We start from the raw sequence: 15,239 nt of genomic DNA, 5'->3' as shown, positions 1-15,239 counted from the left end.
CCGAGGTATTTGAAGACCAAAGAAGTGGGGGCCTGGTGCCCGGAATGACAAAGGCCGCGCCCGATGGGTGCGGCCTTTTCGATTGCATTGCGAGACTGGTGCGGGCGCAGGCGCGGACCGGGGCCGCTCTCCGCCTGCAACGGGTCAGGCGGAGGCGAGCATGCCCTTGTCGCCCGCGAGGTCGCGCATCTTCTTCTGAAGCTTCTCGAAGGCACGGACCTCGATCTGGCGGATACGCTCGCGGCTGACATTGTACTGGGTCGACAGCTCTTCCAGGGTCACCGGCTGATCGGCCAGGCGGCGCTGGGTCAGGATGTCCTTCTCGCGGTCGTTCAGCACGTCCAGGGCCTGGGCCAGAAGCTCGCGACGGGCCTCGAGCTCGTCCCGGGCCTCGTAATCGCCTGCCTGATCGGCGTCCTCGTCCTCGAGCCAGTCCTGCCATTGCATGGCGCTGTCGCCCTCGGTCCCGATGGTGGCGTTGAGCGACGCGTCGCCCCCCGACATCCGCCGGTTCATCGAGATCACCTCGTCTTCGGTCACGCCCAGATCGTTGGCGATCTGCTTGACGTTCTCGGGGCGCAGATCGCCTTCCTCCAGCGCGCCGATGCGGGCCTTGGCCTTGCGCAGGTTGAAGAACAGCTTCTTCTGCGCCGACGTGGTGCCCAGCTTCACCAGCGACCAGGACCGCAGGATATATTCCTGGATCGAAGCGCGGATCCACCACATCGCATAGGTCGCGAGGCGGAAGCCCTTTTCGGGGTCGAAGCGTTTCACCGCCTGCATCAGGCCGACATTGGCCTCGGAAATCACTTCGGCCTGCGGCAGCCCGTAGCCGCGATAGCCCATGGCGATCTTGGCGGCGAGCCGCAGGTGCGAGGTGACCATGCGGTGTGCGGCCTCGGTATCCTGTTCCTCGACCCAGCGCTTGGCCAGCATGTATTCCTCTTCCGGTTCCAGCAGCGGGAAGCGCCGGATTTCCTGAAGATACCGGTTGAGCCCGCCTTCGGGCGTCGGGGCCGGCAGATTGGCGTAATTTGCCATGTTTGGTACGTCCCTCCGAATGTATAGAGACTTAACATTTCATTTAGGGCACGGGGTCTGACCTTCAAGAGGTCAGGGTCGCACTATGGCGTTTTTCGGGCTTGTCCGAAAGGACAAGGCCCGTGCGCTCACGCGCATGTGCGGTTCGTTACGAAAGCTGTCGCAGGACCGCGATCAGGTCAACGAGATCTGCCGGCAATGGTGAACGAAAGCTCAACATCTCGCCCGTGACCGGGTGTTCGAAACCCAGCGTCTCGGCATGCAGCGCCTGACGGGGAAAGGCGTCGATGGCCTGTGCCGCCGTTTCGCCCATGGCCTTCTTGCCGGCCTTTCGGGCTCCGCCATAGAGCGGGTCGCCGATCAGGCCGTGGCCGACATAGGCCATGTGAACCCGGATCTGGTGGGTGCGGCCGGTTTCAAGACGGCAGCGGACCAGCGCCGCACCAAGGGCACCCGGCGGGCCGAAGGGTTCTTCCAGGCTGACGCGGGTCACGGCGCGGCGGCCGCCTGCAGGCACCACGGCCTGGCGCTGGCGGTCGAAGCGATGGCGGCCCAGTTCGGTGGCGATGCGCATGACGCCGCCCGGTTCGAAGGACACGCCCTGCAGCCCGTGCAGGCGCGGATCGCCGGGATCCGGCGCGCCGTGGCAGAGCGCAAGGTAGGCGCGGTCGGCGGTGTGGGCCTTGAACTGGGCGGCAAGGCCGTGGTGCGCCGCGTCGGACTTGGCCACGACCAGCAGGCCGCTGGTGTCCTTGTCGATGCGGTGAACGATGCCCGGCCGCTTCACGCCGCCCACGCCTGAAAGCCTGTCGCCGAAATGGTGCAGCAGCGCGTTGACCAGCGTGCCATTGGGCGTGCCGGGGGCCGGGTGGACGACCATGCCGGCGGGCTTGTCGACGACGATCAGGTCGTCGTCCTCGAAGACGATGGCCAGGGGGATCGCCTCGGGGAGGATATCGCTTTCCTCCGCCTCTTCCACCGTGATCTCGATCCGGGCCCCCTCCGCGACCCGGGCCTTGGCTTCCGTGGCCACGGTGCCGTCGACGCGGACCGCGCCGTCGGCGATCAGCCGGGCCAGACGCGTGCGCGACAGGGACGCATCGGCTGGCACGTCGCGGGCCAGCGCCTTATCAAGGCGGGGCGGCGGATCGGCCGCGAGGACGAAATGGACGGAGCGGGCGGGCATGAGCGACATCGACAAGGGGCAAGGACTGGCCCCGCAGGACAAACCTGCCCGCGACCCCCATGACGACTGGGCGGATGCGGACAAGGCCTATCTGGGGCCGGAGGCGGCTTCCTTACGCTTCCTGCGCCGGCTTGTCACCACCCTGACGGCGGTGATGGTGATCGGGCTGGTGATCCTGATCGGCCTCTTCATCACCCGCTTTCCCAGGGGCGGAACCGCCCTGCCCGACCAGATCAAGCTGCCGGACGGGGCCCGGGCCACGGCCTTCACGGTGGGGTCCACCTGGTACGCGGTCGTGACGGCGGATGACCGGATCCTGATCTTCGACCGGAAATCCGGGAACCTGACCCAGACGATCGCGGTCGAGACGGCCGCGGACTGACACCCTGGCGTCATCGGGGGACCAGAGCAATCTGGCGTCCCACCCAGCCGCAGGTTGGAAGCTTTCGACCTGCTACTGCCGGTTCAACAGGGCGCGGCCGTTTCGCGACCTTCCCGCGGGGCGACCCTTCCCCTTCTTGCGAGAACGTCGGCGCTCCGGGCTTTGGGGTTGACCTCAGACATCCCCCGGATCGGCGACCTGAAGGTCCTCGTGCAGGCCGGCAAGCAGCCAGCCGCGGCGGAAATCCTCGATATGCTTGCGCATCCAGCTTTCGGCGGTGGCGGCGTCGCCGGCGGCAATCGCCTCGACCACGTGGGCATGGGCCAGGGCCAGCCGAGCACCCGATTGCGGCAGGTCGGGCGCGATCATCCGGTAGGCGGGATAAAGCAGCTGCCCGATGGGATCCCGCGCCAGGATCACGGCGAAATTGCCCGTAGAGCCGCAGACCAACGCGTGGAATTCCTTGTCCAGGTCCGCCAGCGCCGCCGCCTTCTGGCCGGGGTCCGAAAGCTCGACCGCCGCGACAGTCCGGTCCACATTGCGGCGCATCTCGTCGATCTGGAGCCGGCCGGCATGGCGTGCCGCCAGTGCGGCGGACAGGGGCTCCAGCACGACCGCGGCCTCCCACAGCTGGCGGAAGGTCACACGGTGCATCAGCATGGCGCGGCTGGCACCCGACCCGATGGTGTCTGCCCCCGGGATCGTCACCACCATGCGCTTGCGGCTGACCCGGATCAGGTAGCCCGCGCTTTCCAACTGCCGGATGCCTTCGCGTATGGTCGAACGGTGGACGCCGAACTGTTCGGCCAGCGCGACCTCTCCCGGGATGGCTTCGCCCGGTTTCAGGACGCCGGCCAATATCAGGTCCTGCAGGTCGTTGGCGACCGCAAGATAGGCCGGGCTAGCACTGCGCGCCTTCGGTTCGGCCGGCGCATCCGCGCCCGGATCAGTCGAAGGCCTTGCCACCTGCCTGTTCATCGCGTTCCGTCGAAGCCCCGGATTGTCCCTCTTGCGCACCGGACCCGTCATATCCGCCTTCGCCCCCAGCGCCAAGGCGGGCAGCCCCCGGCAACGGGTGCGCGGCAAGCCGCCCTTGCCTCCTCTGGCCAACCTGCCGGGCGCGGATCACATGCTGGCGACCGCCACGATGGCGATCAGCGCCAGAACCGGGCCCAGCAGCGCCACGACGAAGATGTCGAGATACGACTTGGCGTGGCTCATCCCGCAGATGGCCAGCAGGGTCACGACGGCCCCGTTGTGCGGCAGCGCATCCAGCCCGCCGGTCGCCACGGCAGTCACCCGGTGCAGCACCGCCGGGTCGATGCCGGCAGCGTTGCCCAGGTCCAGGTAGTGCGGGCCCAGCGCCTCCAGCGCGATGGACATGCCGCCGGACGCGGATCCGGTGATCCCCGCCAGGATGTTCACGGCGATGGAGAGAGAGATCAGCGGATTGCCCGGTGCCACCGACAGAATCGAATCCCGCAGCACGGCAAAGGCTGGCAGCGCCGCGATCACCGCACCGAACCCCACCAGCGAGGCGGTGTTGAAGATGGGAACGACCGAAGCATTGGCCCCGTCCGACAGCGACGGGATCAGGGCGCCGGCCAGCCGCGGGTTGATCGCGAAGACCGACAGCGACGCCAGAACAAGCGAGACGGTGATCGACCAGACGCCGATCACGTCCTTGGGCTGGACCTCACCCCATTCGGGCAGGGCCAGATAGGACAGGTCCATCGACGGAAATACGTATTTCGACAGGATCAGGTTCAGGACGACCACCAGCACGATGGGCGCCAGGGCCAGGCCGAAGGCGAGCTTGGGCGCGTCGGCGTCGGCCATGGCGCGTTCGGCGTGACCTTCGGCCAGGCTGGCGGCATAGCCTTCGCCGTGGCGGCGGGCGGTACTGGCCCGCCAAGCCATCCAGCCATAGCCCACGCCCAGCATGATCACCGCGGCCAGGATCCCCAGTCCCGGCGCGGCAAAGGCAGTGGTGCCGAAATAGGGCATGGGGATCGCGTTCTGGATCGCGGGCGTACCGGGCAGCGCCGTCATCGTGAAGGTGAAGGCGCCCAGCGCGATGGTCCCCGGAACCAGCCGCGCGGGAATGTCGGCCCGGGAAAAGATCGCGGCCGCCAGCGGATAGACTGCAAAGGCCACGACGAACAGCGACACGCCGCCATAGGTCAGGATCCCGCAGGACAGTATGATCGCCAGGATTGCCCGCCCCTGCCCCAGCCTGGCCACCGACCAGTCGCCGATGGACCGGGCGGCACCGCTGGTTTCCATCAGCTTGCCGAAAATGGCGCCCAGCAGGAACAGCGGGAAATAGGTAATGATGAAGCCGCCGGTACGCACCATGAACAGCTGCGTATAGCTGGCCAGCACCGGCAGTCCGGCCAGCGCCGCCGCCACGGCCGCCAGCACGGGCGCCAGCAGCAGAATCGATATCCCACGGAACGCCAGCGCCATCAGCAGCGCCAGCACGACCAGGATGACCGCGATTCCCATGTTCAATCTCCAACCCACAGCGCCCCGGTCATAGCCCTTGATGGCGGCAGTCGTCCCTGCGACCCGGACGCAATCCCCGGTCCCGCCGGCGCAATGGCAGCGGTCTGCCGTCGCGGGCGCACAGGCTTCGGGCATTTGCGCAATTCCCGGCCGCTTTAGCGGCGGGCGGACGTCAACAGGCTGGACCCGCAACCGCCGCCGGCGTTATTTCAAGCCTGAAGGATGTCCGCGCGCGCCGGACCAGGAGAGATCCGATGACCAAGGCCGATCCAATCGAAACCACCCTGCCCAAGCCCGTGTCGAAACCGCTCTACCGGCTGAACCGGACGTTCGAGGAGAACGCGGCCTCGGGTCCGGACTTCGACGGGCCCTTCCCGGCGGTGCCGGTGACCGGGGTCAAGGAGTTCTTCGGCTTCCCCGTCGCCTCGCGCATCGGGATCGCGGCCAGCCTTGTCCTGAACCGCCGCTGGTTCGAAACGTTCAGCCGGCTGGGCTTCGACATCCTGACCTACAAGACCATCCGCAGCCAGCAGAAGCTGGCGCACCCGGTACCGAACTGGATCTTCCCGGATCAGGCCACCGTCGAAGGCGGCGGGCCCATGGCGCTTGGCCCCCTGCCCGCGGATCCGCTGTCGGCCACGGCCATCGGGTCGATCGGCATGCCCTCGGTCGCGCCCGAGGTCTGGCATGACGACATCCGCGCCTGCGCCGATGCCCTGCGCGACGGGCAGGTCCTGATCGTTTCCGTCGTCGGCACCGCCGCCGAAGGCGTCACGCGCGAGGCCTTCATCGACGATTTTCGCACCCTGGCGGTCGAGGCGGTGGCGGCCGGCGCGCAGGTGGTCGAGGTCAACCTGTCCTGCCCCAACGTCCAGAAGGCGGAAGGGGAACTGTACCTGGACCTGCCCTTCGCGGCCGAGATCCTGGGCTGCGTGCGCGCGGCCATCGGCGACGTGCCGCTGCTGGTGAAGATCGGCGCGATCACGGACGACGCGGTGATGACTGCGCTTCTGACGCGGCTCGACCCGCTGGTCGACGGGGTGGTGATGATCAACGCGCCCAGCCGGGAAATCGAGGATGCAGACGGCCAGCCTGCCTTCGGCCCCGCCCGAAGAACCGCCGGCATGATGGGCGGCGCGGTCTTCGACATCGGGCTGGATTGCGTGACCCGTGCCGTGGCCGTGGCGAAGACCGAAGGGCTGCGGCTCAAGATCCTGGCCGTAGGCGGCGTGACCGCGCCCGACCGGATCAAGGCCTATGCCGATGCCGGCGCCTATGCGGTGCTGGGCGCGTCGGCCTGTGCCTGGGACCCCTACCTGGCGATCCGGGCCAAGACGGCCTACCCAGAGCTCTGATTGCGCCGCATTGCGCTGATGCAGCGCCCCGGCTACACCCGAACAGTTCCGAAACAACGCGAGCCTGGCCGGAAAATGGCGGATGATGTCGATACCAGTAGTGACTTTGACCCCGAGATCGAGACCGTCTTCGCGTCGATCTGCGATCTGAACGGTGTCCTGCGCGGCAAGCGCCTGCCCATCGCCCAGCTGGAAAAGCTGAAGGAAGGGGCACTGCGGATGCCCCTGTCGCTTCTGGGCATGGACGTCTGGGGCGAAGACATCGAGGGAAGCGAGCTGGTCTTCGACACCGGCGATGCCGACGGCATCTGCGAATTTACCGGCCGTCCGCCCAGCCTGGTCACGTGGACCTCGCGGCCCGCGGCCTTTGTCCAGTTGTGGATGCGGTCGGAAGACGGCCAGCCCTTCCCGGGCGATCCGCGCCGGGCGCTGGCCAGCATCGTCGAACGTTATGACGCGCTGGGGCTGACGCCGGTCGTGGCGACCGAACTGGAATTCTATATCGTCGACCCGGCGAAACAGGCCCCCCGCCCGCCCTGTTCGCCCGTCACCGGCAAGCGGCTGGATTCCGACGGCGCGCTGTCCCTGGACGAGTTGGAGCATTTCGATGCGCTTCTGAACGAAATCTACGATGCCTGCCTGGACCAGAACATCCCGGCCGACACGGCGATTTCGGAAAACGGCGCCGGCCAGTTCGAGATCAACTTCACCCATGTCCCCGATGCGCTGAAGGCCGCGGACGACGCGGTGCTGTTCAAGCGGCTGGTGCGCGGCATCGCGCGCAAGCACGGGCTGGCCGCGACCTTCATGGCGAAACCCTATGGCGACCGGGCCGGATCGGGGATGCATGCGCATTTCTCGCTGGTCGACCGGGACGACAACAACATCTTCGACGACGGCGGCCCCGATGGCACGCCCTTGATGCGGCATGCGGTGGCCGGGCTGATGGCCACGATGCAGGAAAACGCGCTGGTCTTCGCACCGCACGAGAATTCCTTCCGACGATTGCTGCCGGGCGCCCATGCCCCGTCGGCCATCGCCTGGGGCTATGAAAACCGCACCGCCGCAATCCGGATCCCGGGCGGGTCCCACAAGGCGCGGCGGATCGAACATCGCGTGGCCGGCGCGGATGCGAACCCGTACCTGGTGCTGGCCTCGATCCTGGGCGGCGCACTTCTGGGGATCGAAGGCGAATGGACGCCCCCCGATCCGATCGTGGGCGACGCCTATTCGATGGACCTGGCGCACCTGCCGCCCGACTGGGCGTCGGCCATCGACGCCTTTGCCCGCGGCAAGACGGTCGAGTCGATCTATTCCAAGCGCCTGAAACGGATGTTCGTGCAGTGCAAGCAGCAGGAACTGCGCCGCTTCACCCGCCACGTGACCGATTTCGAGTACCACTCGTACCTAGAGACGGTCTGACCGGCCTTCGGAGTTGAGGTCTCACCCGGCCGCCAAGCCGGGTGGCGGCCGGCCCACCTCCGCCGATTGACATGGCGGGCGGCCGCTTCGCGCTCTTTCCGCAGGCCCACGGCTGCCCTACCCGCTGCAAGATTGCCTTTCCCGGCGTCTTGTCCGGCAGAGCGGGCGTTCTGTTGGAATGGCCCGGCCTTACGTCACCGGCTGTGGCCCCGTCGCCATGACGGTCTGTACGGCGGTCAGCCGCGGCTTTGCCTCGCCGGTTTCCGTGTCGAACAGGTGCAGCCGGTCGGCCGGCGCGAAGACATCGACCATGTCGCCGGGTCTGTGCGTGGCCTCTCCCGCAGCCCGCAGGATCAGGGGATCGCTGCCCGGACCTTCGCAGTAGACCAGCGTTTCTGCCCCGATAGGCTCGGACGAGATGACGTGCAGCCGTCCCGACAAGCCCGCACCGATGGCCGGGCCGACCTGCAGATGCTCGGGCCGGACGCCAAGGATCACCGGGCCGTTCGCCACGCCGCGCAGCGACATCGGCTGTATACCCGCCGCGTCGCCTTCCACCCGGAAGAAACCGTCGGCCACAATCCCAGGCAGCATGTTCATCGCGGGCGAACCGATGAAGGTCGCGACAAAGACCGTCGCCGGGTTGGAATAAAGCTCCATCGGCGTGCCGGCCTGCTCGATCCGGCCGGCATTCATGACGACCAGCGTGTCGGCCAGCGTCATCGCCTCCAGCTGGTCATGGGTCACATAGACCGATGTCGTCTTCAGCTGGCGTTGCAGGCGCTTGATCTCCACCCGCATCTGCACGCGCAGCTTCGCGTCGAGGTTCGACAGCGGCTCGTCGAACAGGAACACCGACGGTTCGCGCACGATGGCACGGCCCATGGCGACCCGCTGCCGCTGGCCTCCCGACATCTGCCGCGGCTTGCGGTCCAGCAGGTGGGCGATGCCCAGCATCTGCACCGCCTCTTCCACGCGTTGCTTGATCTCGGCCTTGGGCGTCTTCCGGTTCCGCAGCCCGTAGGCCAGGTTGTCGAAGATCGTCATGTGCGGGTAAAGCGCATAATTCTGGAACACCATGGCGATGTCGCGCTCGCCCGGTTCCAGCCGGTTCACGATGCGCCCGCCGATGGAAATGTCGCCGTCGGAAATCGTCTCCAGCCCCGCGATCATGCGCAGCAGCGTGGACTTGCCGCAACCCGAGGGGCCGACGAGCACGACCAGTTCGCCGTCGGGAATGTTCAGCGACAGGTCCTCGATCGCCTGGAACCCGTTGGGATAGACCTTCCGCACGCCGTCGATGGTGATACCGGCCATTGTTATTTCTCCGTTTCCACCAGCCCCTGTACGAAGAGGCGCTGCATGAGGACGATGATCAGGATGGGGGGCAGCATGGCCATGACGGTGGTTGCCATGACCAGGTTCCAGTGCGGTTCCGCATCGGCGACCGTCACCAGCCGCTGGATCCCCATCACGATGGTGTAGAGGTTTTCGGACGTCGTCACGATCAGAGGCCAGAGGTACTGGTTCCAGCCGTAGATGAAGAGGATGACGAAAAGCGCCGCGATATTTGTCCGCGACAGGGGCAGCAGGATGTCCCAGAAGAATTTCAGCGGTCCCGCCCCGTCGATCCGCGCGGCCTCGCACAGTTCTTCCGGCACGGTCATGAAGAACTGCCGGAACAGGAACGTGGCGGTGGCCGAGGCGATGACCGGCAGGATCAGGCCGGAATAGTTGTCCAGCATGCCGAGGCTTGCCACCACGTCGTAGGTGGGCAGGATCCGCACCTCGACCGGCAGCATCAGGGTGATGAAGATCGTCCAGAAGATCAGGGTTCGGAAGGGGAAGCGGAAATAGACGATGGCATAGGCGGCCAGAAGCGAGATCACGATCTTGCCCACCGCGATGCCCACGGCCATGATCAGCGAATTGCCAAGCATCAGCAGGATCGGCGGCGCGCCGGCACTGGCCATGCCGGTGCCCAGCATTTCCGAATAGTTCTGGATCAGGCGATCACCGGGCAGAAGCGGCACGGTGCCGGACATCAGCGCGGCCGGATCCTGGGTCGAGGCGACGAAGGCCACCCAGACCGGGAACACCACCAGCGCCACGGCGAACAGCATCAGCACATGACCCAGGATGTCGAGAAGACGGCGGTTTTCGACCATGATCTTAGACCTCAAACCTTGGTGCATATGGTCCCATTGCAGACTCCGTAGCGCGCAGCGATCCGGTTCGCGCCCGACCCGCCCCCGTCACGCCGAAGGCGTGCCTCCGGCACGACGGCGGGCGCGAATGGACAAAGCGTTGGGGTAGTTTCGAAGTCGTGCGCATACCGGAAGGCACGGCCAACCTGACCGCCCACCCTCGGGTCGGGCGCGAACCTGCCGTTGCGCTTCGTGAAAAATGTGGAGCCATGATCAGTACTCCACCCGCCGCTCGATATAGCGGAACTGGATGACGGTCAGCGCGGCGACCATCGCCATCAGAACGACCGACTGCGCGGCGGACCCGCCCAGGTCGAGGCCCACGAAGCCGTCCTTCCAGACCTTGTAGACCAGGATAGACGTCGCCTGCCCCGGTCCGCCCTGCGTGGTGGCATGGACGACGGCGAAAGTGTCGAAGAAGGCATAGACCATGTTCACGACCAGCAGGAAGAAGGTGGTCGGCGACAGAAGCGGCAGAACGATGGTGAAGAACCGCTTCACCGGCCCCGCCCCGTCGATGGCGGCGGCCTCGTAAACGGAATTCGGGATCGCCTGAAGGCCGGCCAGGAAGAACAGGAAGTTGTAGGAAATCTGCTTCCACGCCGCTGCGACGATGATCAGCGCCATGGCGGAATTGGGCGAGATCGTGGCGTTGAAGTCGATCCCCACCATCTCCAGCGCATAGGCCGCGATGCCGATCGACGGGTTGAACAGGAACATCCACAGGACCCCCGCCACCGCCGGCGCCACGGCATAGGGCCAGATCAGGAAGGTGCGATAGGCATTGGTTCCCCGCACGATCCGGTCGGCCACGGCGGCAAAGAGCAGCGACAAGGTCATCGCCAGGGCACTGGTCGCCAGCGCGAAGATCACCGACACGCGTATCGACGCATAGTAGCTGGGATCGCTGAACAGCCGCTGGAAATTCGCCAGCCCGACGAAGCGCAGCGAGGTGCCGAAGGCATTGGTCTGATAGAAGCTTTCGACGATCGCCTCGCCCGCGGGCCAGATGAAGAAGATCAGTGTCACCGCCAGTTGCGGCAGGCACAGAAGATAGGGAAGCCAGACATGGCGGAAGGTGACACGCTTGGTCTGCATGGAATTCGGGTCCGGTCGAACGAAAGGGCGGGCCAGTGAAGGCCCGCCCGAAGGGATCAGGTCAGGATCAGTTGGACGCGGCGAACTGCTTCAGCAGCTCGTTCGAACGCTCCACGGCCTTGTCCATTGCCGCCTGCGGCTCGGCCTGGCCGGACCAGACGGTTTCCAGCTCTTCGTTGATCACGTCGCGGATCTGGACGAAGTTGCCCAGGCGCAGGCCGCGGCTGTTCACCGTCGGCGTGTTCAGCGTCATCTGCTGGATCGGCAGCTCGGCGCCCGGGTTCTTTTCGTAATAGCCCTGTTCTTTCGACAGCTCGTAAGCCGCCGTGGTGATCGGCAGGTATCCGGTCGCCTGGTGCCAGTCGGCCTGGACCTCGGCGCTGGAAAGATAGGTGAAGAACTTGGCCACGCCCTTGTACTCTTCCGGCTCGCCGCCTTCGAGGACCCAAAGCGTTGCCCCGCCGATGATCGAATTCTGCGGTGCTCCGGCGACGTCGTCGTAATAGGGCAGCATGCCATAGGCGACCTTGGTGTCGGGCATGTTGGCGATGATGCCGGCCCGGCCCGCAGACGATCCCATGGTGATCGCGCATTCACCCGAGAAGAACATCGGGTTCCCAGCCGACTGGCGGCCGCCGTACTTGAAGGTGCCGTCCTTGGCCCAGTTGGCCATGTTGGTCACGTGGCGCACCGGCAGTTCGCCGTTGATCAGAAGTTCCACGTCGGTGCCGGCATAGCCGTCATTGGCGGTGGCGAAGGGCACGTTGTGCCAGGCCGCCAGGTTTTCCAGCTGGATCCAGCTTTGCCAGGTGGTGGTGAAGCCGCAATCGGCCGCGCCCGAATCCACGACCTGCTTGGCCACGGCGGCGAAGTCGTTCCAGGTCTTCGGCATCTCGGTCGTGTCGACGCCAGCCTTTTCCAGGATGTCGGCGTTGTAATAGACGATCGGCGTCGACGAGTTGAAGGGCAGCGACAGCAGGTTGTTGTTGTCGTCGACATAGTACGAGATGACCGACGGCAGATAGGCCGACTGGTCAAAGGGCTCGCCCGCGTCTTCCATCATCTTGTAGACCGGATAGATCGCGCCTTCTGCACCCATCATGGTCGCGGTGCCGACTTCGAAGACCTGCACGATGTTCGGCTGCTGACCCGCACGGAAGGCGGCGACGGCAGCGGTCATCGTCTCGGCATAGCTGCCCTTGAAGACCGGGTTGATCTTGTAGTCGGACTGCGAGGCATTGAAGCCCGCCGCGATCTCCTCGACCTTTTCGCCCAGCTTGCCGCCCATGGCGTGCCACCAGGTGATCTCGGTCTGGGCCGAGGCCGAGCCTGCCATTGCCACGGCTGCAACTGCGGCTGCAGCGGCGAGTGCGAAATTTTTCATATCAAAAACCCTGAATGCGTTCGTTGGTTTGCGCGCGGAACCTGCAGGGACTTGCACTCGGTTTTGTGACAGCTGCGAAACAGATTGGTGAAATGTTCACCTTGCCGTTCGGGAAACGGCGGCCCTTCCGGGGTCGGCCGGGCGGCGTCTGTCGCAATGGTTGCAATGGCAAAATTGGCCGGGGACAATGCCGGCCGGACCGCAACGCCAAGCCCCCTGCCCCGGCCCGGGGCAAGGCCCCTGACGGGGAACATGTCGTGCGCGCGGCAGCGTGTTCAACCAGGTCCGGGACGGATCGCGAAACCAGGCCCGGGCCGTGTTCAACCCAGCCGGTTGATCCGCCCGGCCGGCATCTCGTCCAGATCGGCCGCGCGGACCGGCGCCTGGCGCAGATTCTGCAGGACCGCCGGGACCTTGAAGTTGTTGTTGGACCGCATCGTCGACACGAACAGCGAAATGCACCGCCCGCAGTCGGCCGACTTGCCCAAAGCGTGGTAAAGCTTGCCCGCCGTGATGATCGTGTCGGGGTCCGAAGCCCGCATCCAGTCGATGGCCGCATGGATGTCACGGTCGCTGATCTTCGAACAGTGACAGACGATCATGGCTGTCGGGCCCCAGGTGACGGTTGCTTTGCTTCCACAGGCATGCACGCTCTCCGCTGTTCCATTCCAGAGCACCGGGCCCGCATCCGTTTTGGGCGGTTGCCAGTGCTCCCTGGCTGCGCGGGGGCGGCCCCCATGCTGGCTGTATTGAATACTGACAATAACGCTCAGGTTTTTCAAGAGCCCAGTCCAGGCGGCCCTGCCGGAACGTCGACCGGCAAGGAAACCGGTCATTTCCCCTGACTTTCAGCAGCTTGGTCGGGGCGGCGCCCCTGACGTCCGCGCCGCATGGCGCGCCTCCGGCGTGAAAGCGGCCGCCAGTCGGCCAAATCTGGCCTTATTCCACGGTAAAACCCGACAAACCGAGTCGGGCACGAATGCCGCGGCGATCCCGTGGCGCTCCGCACCGGAGGCGGGGGAGCCACGGTCGAGGGGATGGCGGAACCGGGCCATGACCGGGCCCGGTTGGAAGAATTGAAGGCAAAGGAGAGGATTGGCACGGATCCCGCGGAGTGCCGAGGCGAACGGCTACTCGGTGCCAGGCGTCACGACGGTCGCGGACTGCGTGGTCTGGCCGACTTTAGCCATTCCGCGGCGGAAGAATGCCGTGGCCCACGCGATGAGGCGCCGAATCCCGGCCGCCTTGGCCCGGAAGCGCGCGCCGGACTTCCGCGGCCGGCGCCGCCGCCGGCGAGGCCCATCGGCCTCGCCGCCCTACCTACCCGCCCCGGCGGATCGGGCGTGATCCGGCGCGCCCTGTGCCGGAGCGGCCGGGTCTCGCCGCTGGACCCGACTGGCAGCCGGCATTTCTGCTGCAGCGTCGGATCGCCTCCGGCGGGAGTATTTCGGGAAAAGAGAAGAAGAAAGCGCGCCTCCCGGCTTCTTCTTTTTACAAATACTCCAACACGACCTCTGGATCGTGCGAACCCTTTGCCGGTTCAGGACCGGCTCGGGCAGGCGGTCACGGCGCGGCGCACCATGTCCCAGTAGATGTCCCCGACCCGTTCCCGTGACAGCCGGCCCGCGGCCCGGTACCAGGTGGTGACACCGGTCAGCATCGCGATCACCGCCAGCGTCGCCACCTTGGGGTCAGCCACATCGACCGCACCCGTGGTCTCACCGTCCCGCAGGATGCCTTCCAGTTCGTTCTCGTAACGGCGGCGCAGGCCCTCGATCTCGGCAAAGTTGGGTTCGGTCAGGTTTCGCAGTTCCATATAGGCAATGAAGACCTCGTCGGGCCGTTCCAGGTGGAAGGCGATGTGAAAGCGGGCAAAGTCCTCCAGCCTGGTCAGCGGATCGGCATTGCCGCCCAAAAGGGCGCGGCGGGCCGCGCGGGCCTCCAGCAGTTCTGCCATGTGGCGCTGCATCAGACCGAAGAGCAGGCTTTGCTTGTCCGGGATGTAGTTGTAGAGCGCGCCGGCCTGCAGGCCGACCTCGGCCGCGATCTGGCGCATCGAGACGGCGGCAAAGCCATGCGCCGCAAACAGTTTCAGGGCCGCGTCCTGAATCCGCGGGCCGGTGATGTCGGAGTGGGAGCCGGTCGTACGTGCCATCCCGGACACGCTAGACCATGGACCCGGGCGGCAAAAGCCCGACCGTTCCGCGGCGACGGTTGCGTCCGCCGCCGCGCAGGGGCATCAAGATCGGGAACGACACCCCAGCCACCGGACCAAAGATGACGCCCAGACCGTCCGCCCTGACTGCCCCGCCGAACCGGCTGCGCCCTGCCGCGCTGCTGGCCGTGCTGATCGCAGGCTGCACACATGTGCCGGGGCTGGACGATCCCCTGCCGGCCAACATCGCCCGGGCCCGCTATCCTCAACTGGCCCCCCTGCCGCCGTCGCTGTTCGCCGTTCAACCCCCGGAAGAGGCATCGGCCGAGATCGAGGAAGACCTGGCCGCCCGTGCCGGCCGGCTGCAGGCCCGGGCCGAGGCACTGCGCCGCCGCCCCCTGGACGACGCGGCCGGGCGCGAGGACGACGACGACACGGCCGGCACCGACGCCGAGGGCTGACGCCCGGTCAGCCCGGCGCCGGAACGGCGCGTTGCACCCA

General features: G+C 66.3%; 14 protein-coding genes. 4 read left to right on the top strand and 10 right to left on the bottom strand.

Going from position 1 to position 15,239, the window contains the following annotated elements:
- Positions 1 to 144: 144 nt before the first annotated feature.
- Both rpoH and FQK05_RS10820 read right to left on the bottom strand, forming a co-directional pair.
- Positions 145 to 1,041 (bottom strand): RNA polymerase sigma factor RpoH, encoded by an 897-nt coding sequence (gene rpoH, locus FQK05_RS10825; protein ID WP_158966603.1) that lies wholly within the window; start codon positions 1,039 to 1,041, stop codon positions 145 to 147.
- Positions 1,042 to 1,189: 148 nt separating this feature from the next.
- Positions 1,190 to 2,227 (bottom strand): RluA family pseudouridine synthase, encoded by a 1,038-nt coding sequence (locus FQK05_RS10820; RefSeq protein WP_158966601.1) that lies wholly within the window; start codon positions 2,225 to 2,227, stop codon positions 1,190 to 1,192.
- On the opposite strand from FQK05_RS10820, the gene FQK05_RS10815 reads away from it, so the two are divergent.
- Positions 2,226 to 2,609, top strand: a complete 384-nt coding sequence (locus FQK05_RS10815) for a DUF6476 family protein (RefSeq protein WP_325063866.1) — start codon at positions 2,226 to 2,228, stop codon at positions 2,607 to 2,609. The two genes, FQK05_RS10820 and FQK05_RS10815, sit on opposite strands and share 2 nt — an antisense overlap.
- 174 nt (positions 2,610 to 2,783) lie before the next feature.
- On the opposite strand, the gene FQK05_RS10810 is transcribed toward FQK05_RS10815, so the two are convergent.
- Positions 2,784 to 3,575: a FadR/GntR family transcriptional regulator gene (locus FQK05_RS10810; protein WP_233270459.1), complete on the bottom strand. Its 792-nt coding sequence runs from the start codon at positions 3,573 to 3,575 to the stop codon at positions 2,784 to 2,786.
- Between the two features lie 159 nt (positions 3,576 to 3,734).
- Positions 3,735 to 5,117 carry a GntP family permease gene (locus FQK05_RS10805; protein WP_158966597.1) on the bottom strand — a complete coding sequence of 461 codons (1,383 nt, stop codon included), beginning with the start codon at positions 5,115 to 5,117 and terminating at the stop codon, positions 3,735 to 3,737.
- A 254-nt stretch (positions 5,118 to 5,371) separates the two neighbouring features.
- Between FQK05_RS10805 and FQK05_RS10800 the strand changes: the two genes are divergently transcribed.
- Positions 5,372 to 6,472, top strand: coding sequence for a beta/alpha barrel domain-containing protein (locus FQK05_RS10800; RefSeq protein WP_158966595.1), 1,101 nt, complete (start codon positions 5,372 to 5,374; stop codon positions 6,470 to 6,472).
- A 75-nt stretch (positions 6,473 to 6,547) separates the two neighbouring features.
- Positions 6,548 to 7,894 (top strand): glutamine synthetase family protein, encoded by a 1,347-nt coding sequence (locus FQK05_RS10795; protein WP_158966593.1) that lies wholly within the window; start codon positions 6,548 to 6,550, stop codon positions 7,892 to 7,894.
- A 189-nt stretch (positions 7,895 to 8,083) separates the two neighbouring features.
- Here the strand turns inward: FQK05_RS10795 and FQK05_RS10790 are convergent, their stop codons facing one another.
- The 6 genes from FQK05_RS10790 to FQK05_RS10765 all read right to left on the bottom strand — a co-directional run bounded on the left by FQK05_RS10790 (position 8,084) and on the right by FQK05_RS10765 (position 14,738).
- Positions 8,084 to 9,211 (bottom strand): ABC transporter ATP-binding protein, encoded by a 1,128-nt coding sequence (locus tag FQK05_RS10790; protein ID WP_158966591.1) that lies wholly within the window; start codon positions 9,209 to 9,211, stop codon positions 8,084 to 8,086.
- 2 nt (positions 9,212 to 9,213) lie between these two features.
- Positions 9,214 to 10,062 (bottom strand): sn-glycerol-3-phosphate ABC transporter permease UgpE, encoded by an 849-nt coding sequence (gene ugpE / locus FQK05_RS10785; protein ID WP_158966589.1) that lies wholly within the window; start codon positions 10,060 to 10,062, stop codon positions 9,214 to 9,216.
- A gap of 252 nt (positions 10,063 to 10,314) precedes the next feature.
- Complete coding sequence (ugpA, locus tag FQK05_RS10780; protein ID WP_158966587.1) at positions 10,315 to 11,199, bottom strand: sn-glycerol-3-phosphate ABC transporter permease UgpA; 885 nt, start codon at positions 11,197 to 11,199, stop codon at positions 10,315 to 10,317.
- A 67-nt stretch (positions 11,200 to 11,266) separates the two neighbouring features.
- Complete coding sequence (gene ugpB / locus FQK05_RS10775; RefSeq protein ID WP_158966585.1) at positions 11,267 to 12,583, bottom strand: sn-glycerol-3-phosphate ABC transporter substrate-binding protein UgpB; 1,317 nt, start codon at positions 12,581 to 12,583, stop codon at positions 11,267 to 11,269.
- Positions 12,584 to 12,903: 320 nt separating this feature from the next.
- Positions 12,904 to 13,185, bottom strand: a complete 282-nt coding sequence (locus FQK05_RS10770; RefSeq protein ID WP_158967596.1) for a (2Fe-2S)-binding protein — start codon at positions 13,183 to 13,185, stop codon at positions 12,904 to 12,906.
- A 938-nt stretch (positions 13,186 to 14,123) separates the two neighbouring features.
- The gene (locus FQK05_RS10765; protein WP_158966583.1) at positions 14,124 to 14,738 is read right to left on the bottom strand and encodes a TetR/AcrR family transcriptional regulator; all 615 of its coding nucleotides are present in this window, start codon (positions 14,736 to 14,738) and stop codon (positions 14,124 to 14,126) included.
- A 122-nt stretch (positions 14,739 to 14,860) separates the two neighbouring features.
- Here FQK05_RS10765 and FQK05_RS10760 point away from each other — a divergent pair, with 122 nt between their 5' ends.
- Entirely contained in the window at positions 14,861 to 15,199 is a 339-nt protein-coding gene (locus tag FQK05_RS10760) for a hypothetical protein (protein ID WP_158966581.1), read from the top strand.
- Positions 15,200 to 15,239: the final 40 nt, after the last annotated feature.

Origin of the sequence: Chachezhania sediminis (genome assembly GCF_009765275.1) — a bacterium.
Classification (GTDB): Bacteria; Pseudomonadota; Alphaproteobacteria; order Rhodobacterales; family Rhodobacteraceae; genus Chachezhania; species Chachezhania sediminis.
The sequence above is the reverse complement of the archived record's forward strand: the minus strand, read 5'-3'. Positions and strand labels throughout refer to the sequence as shown.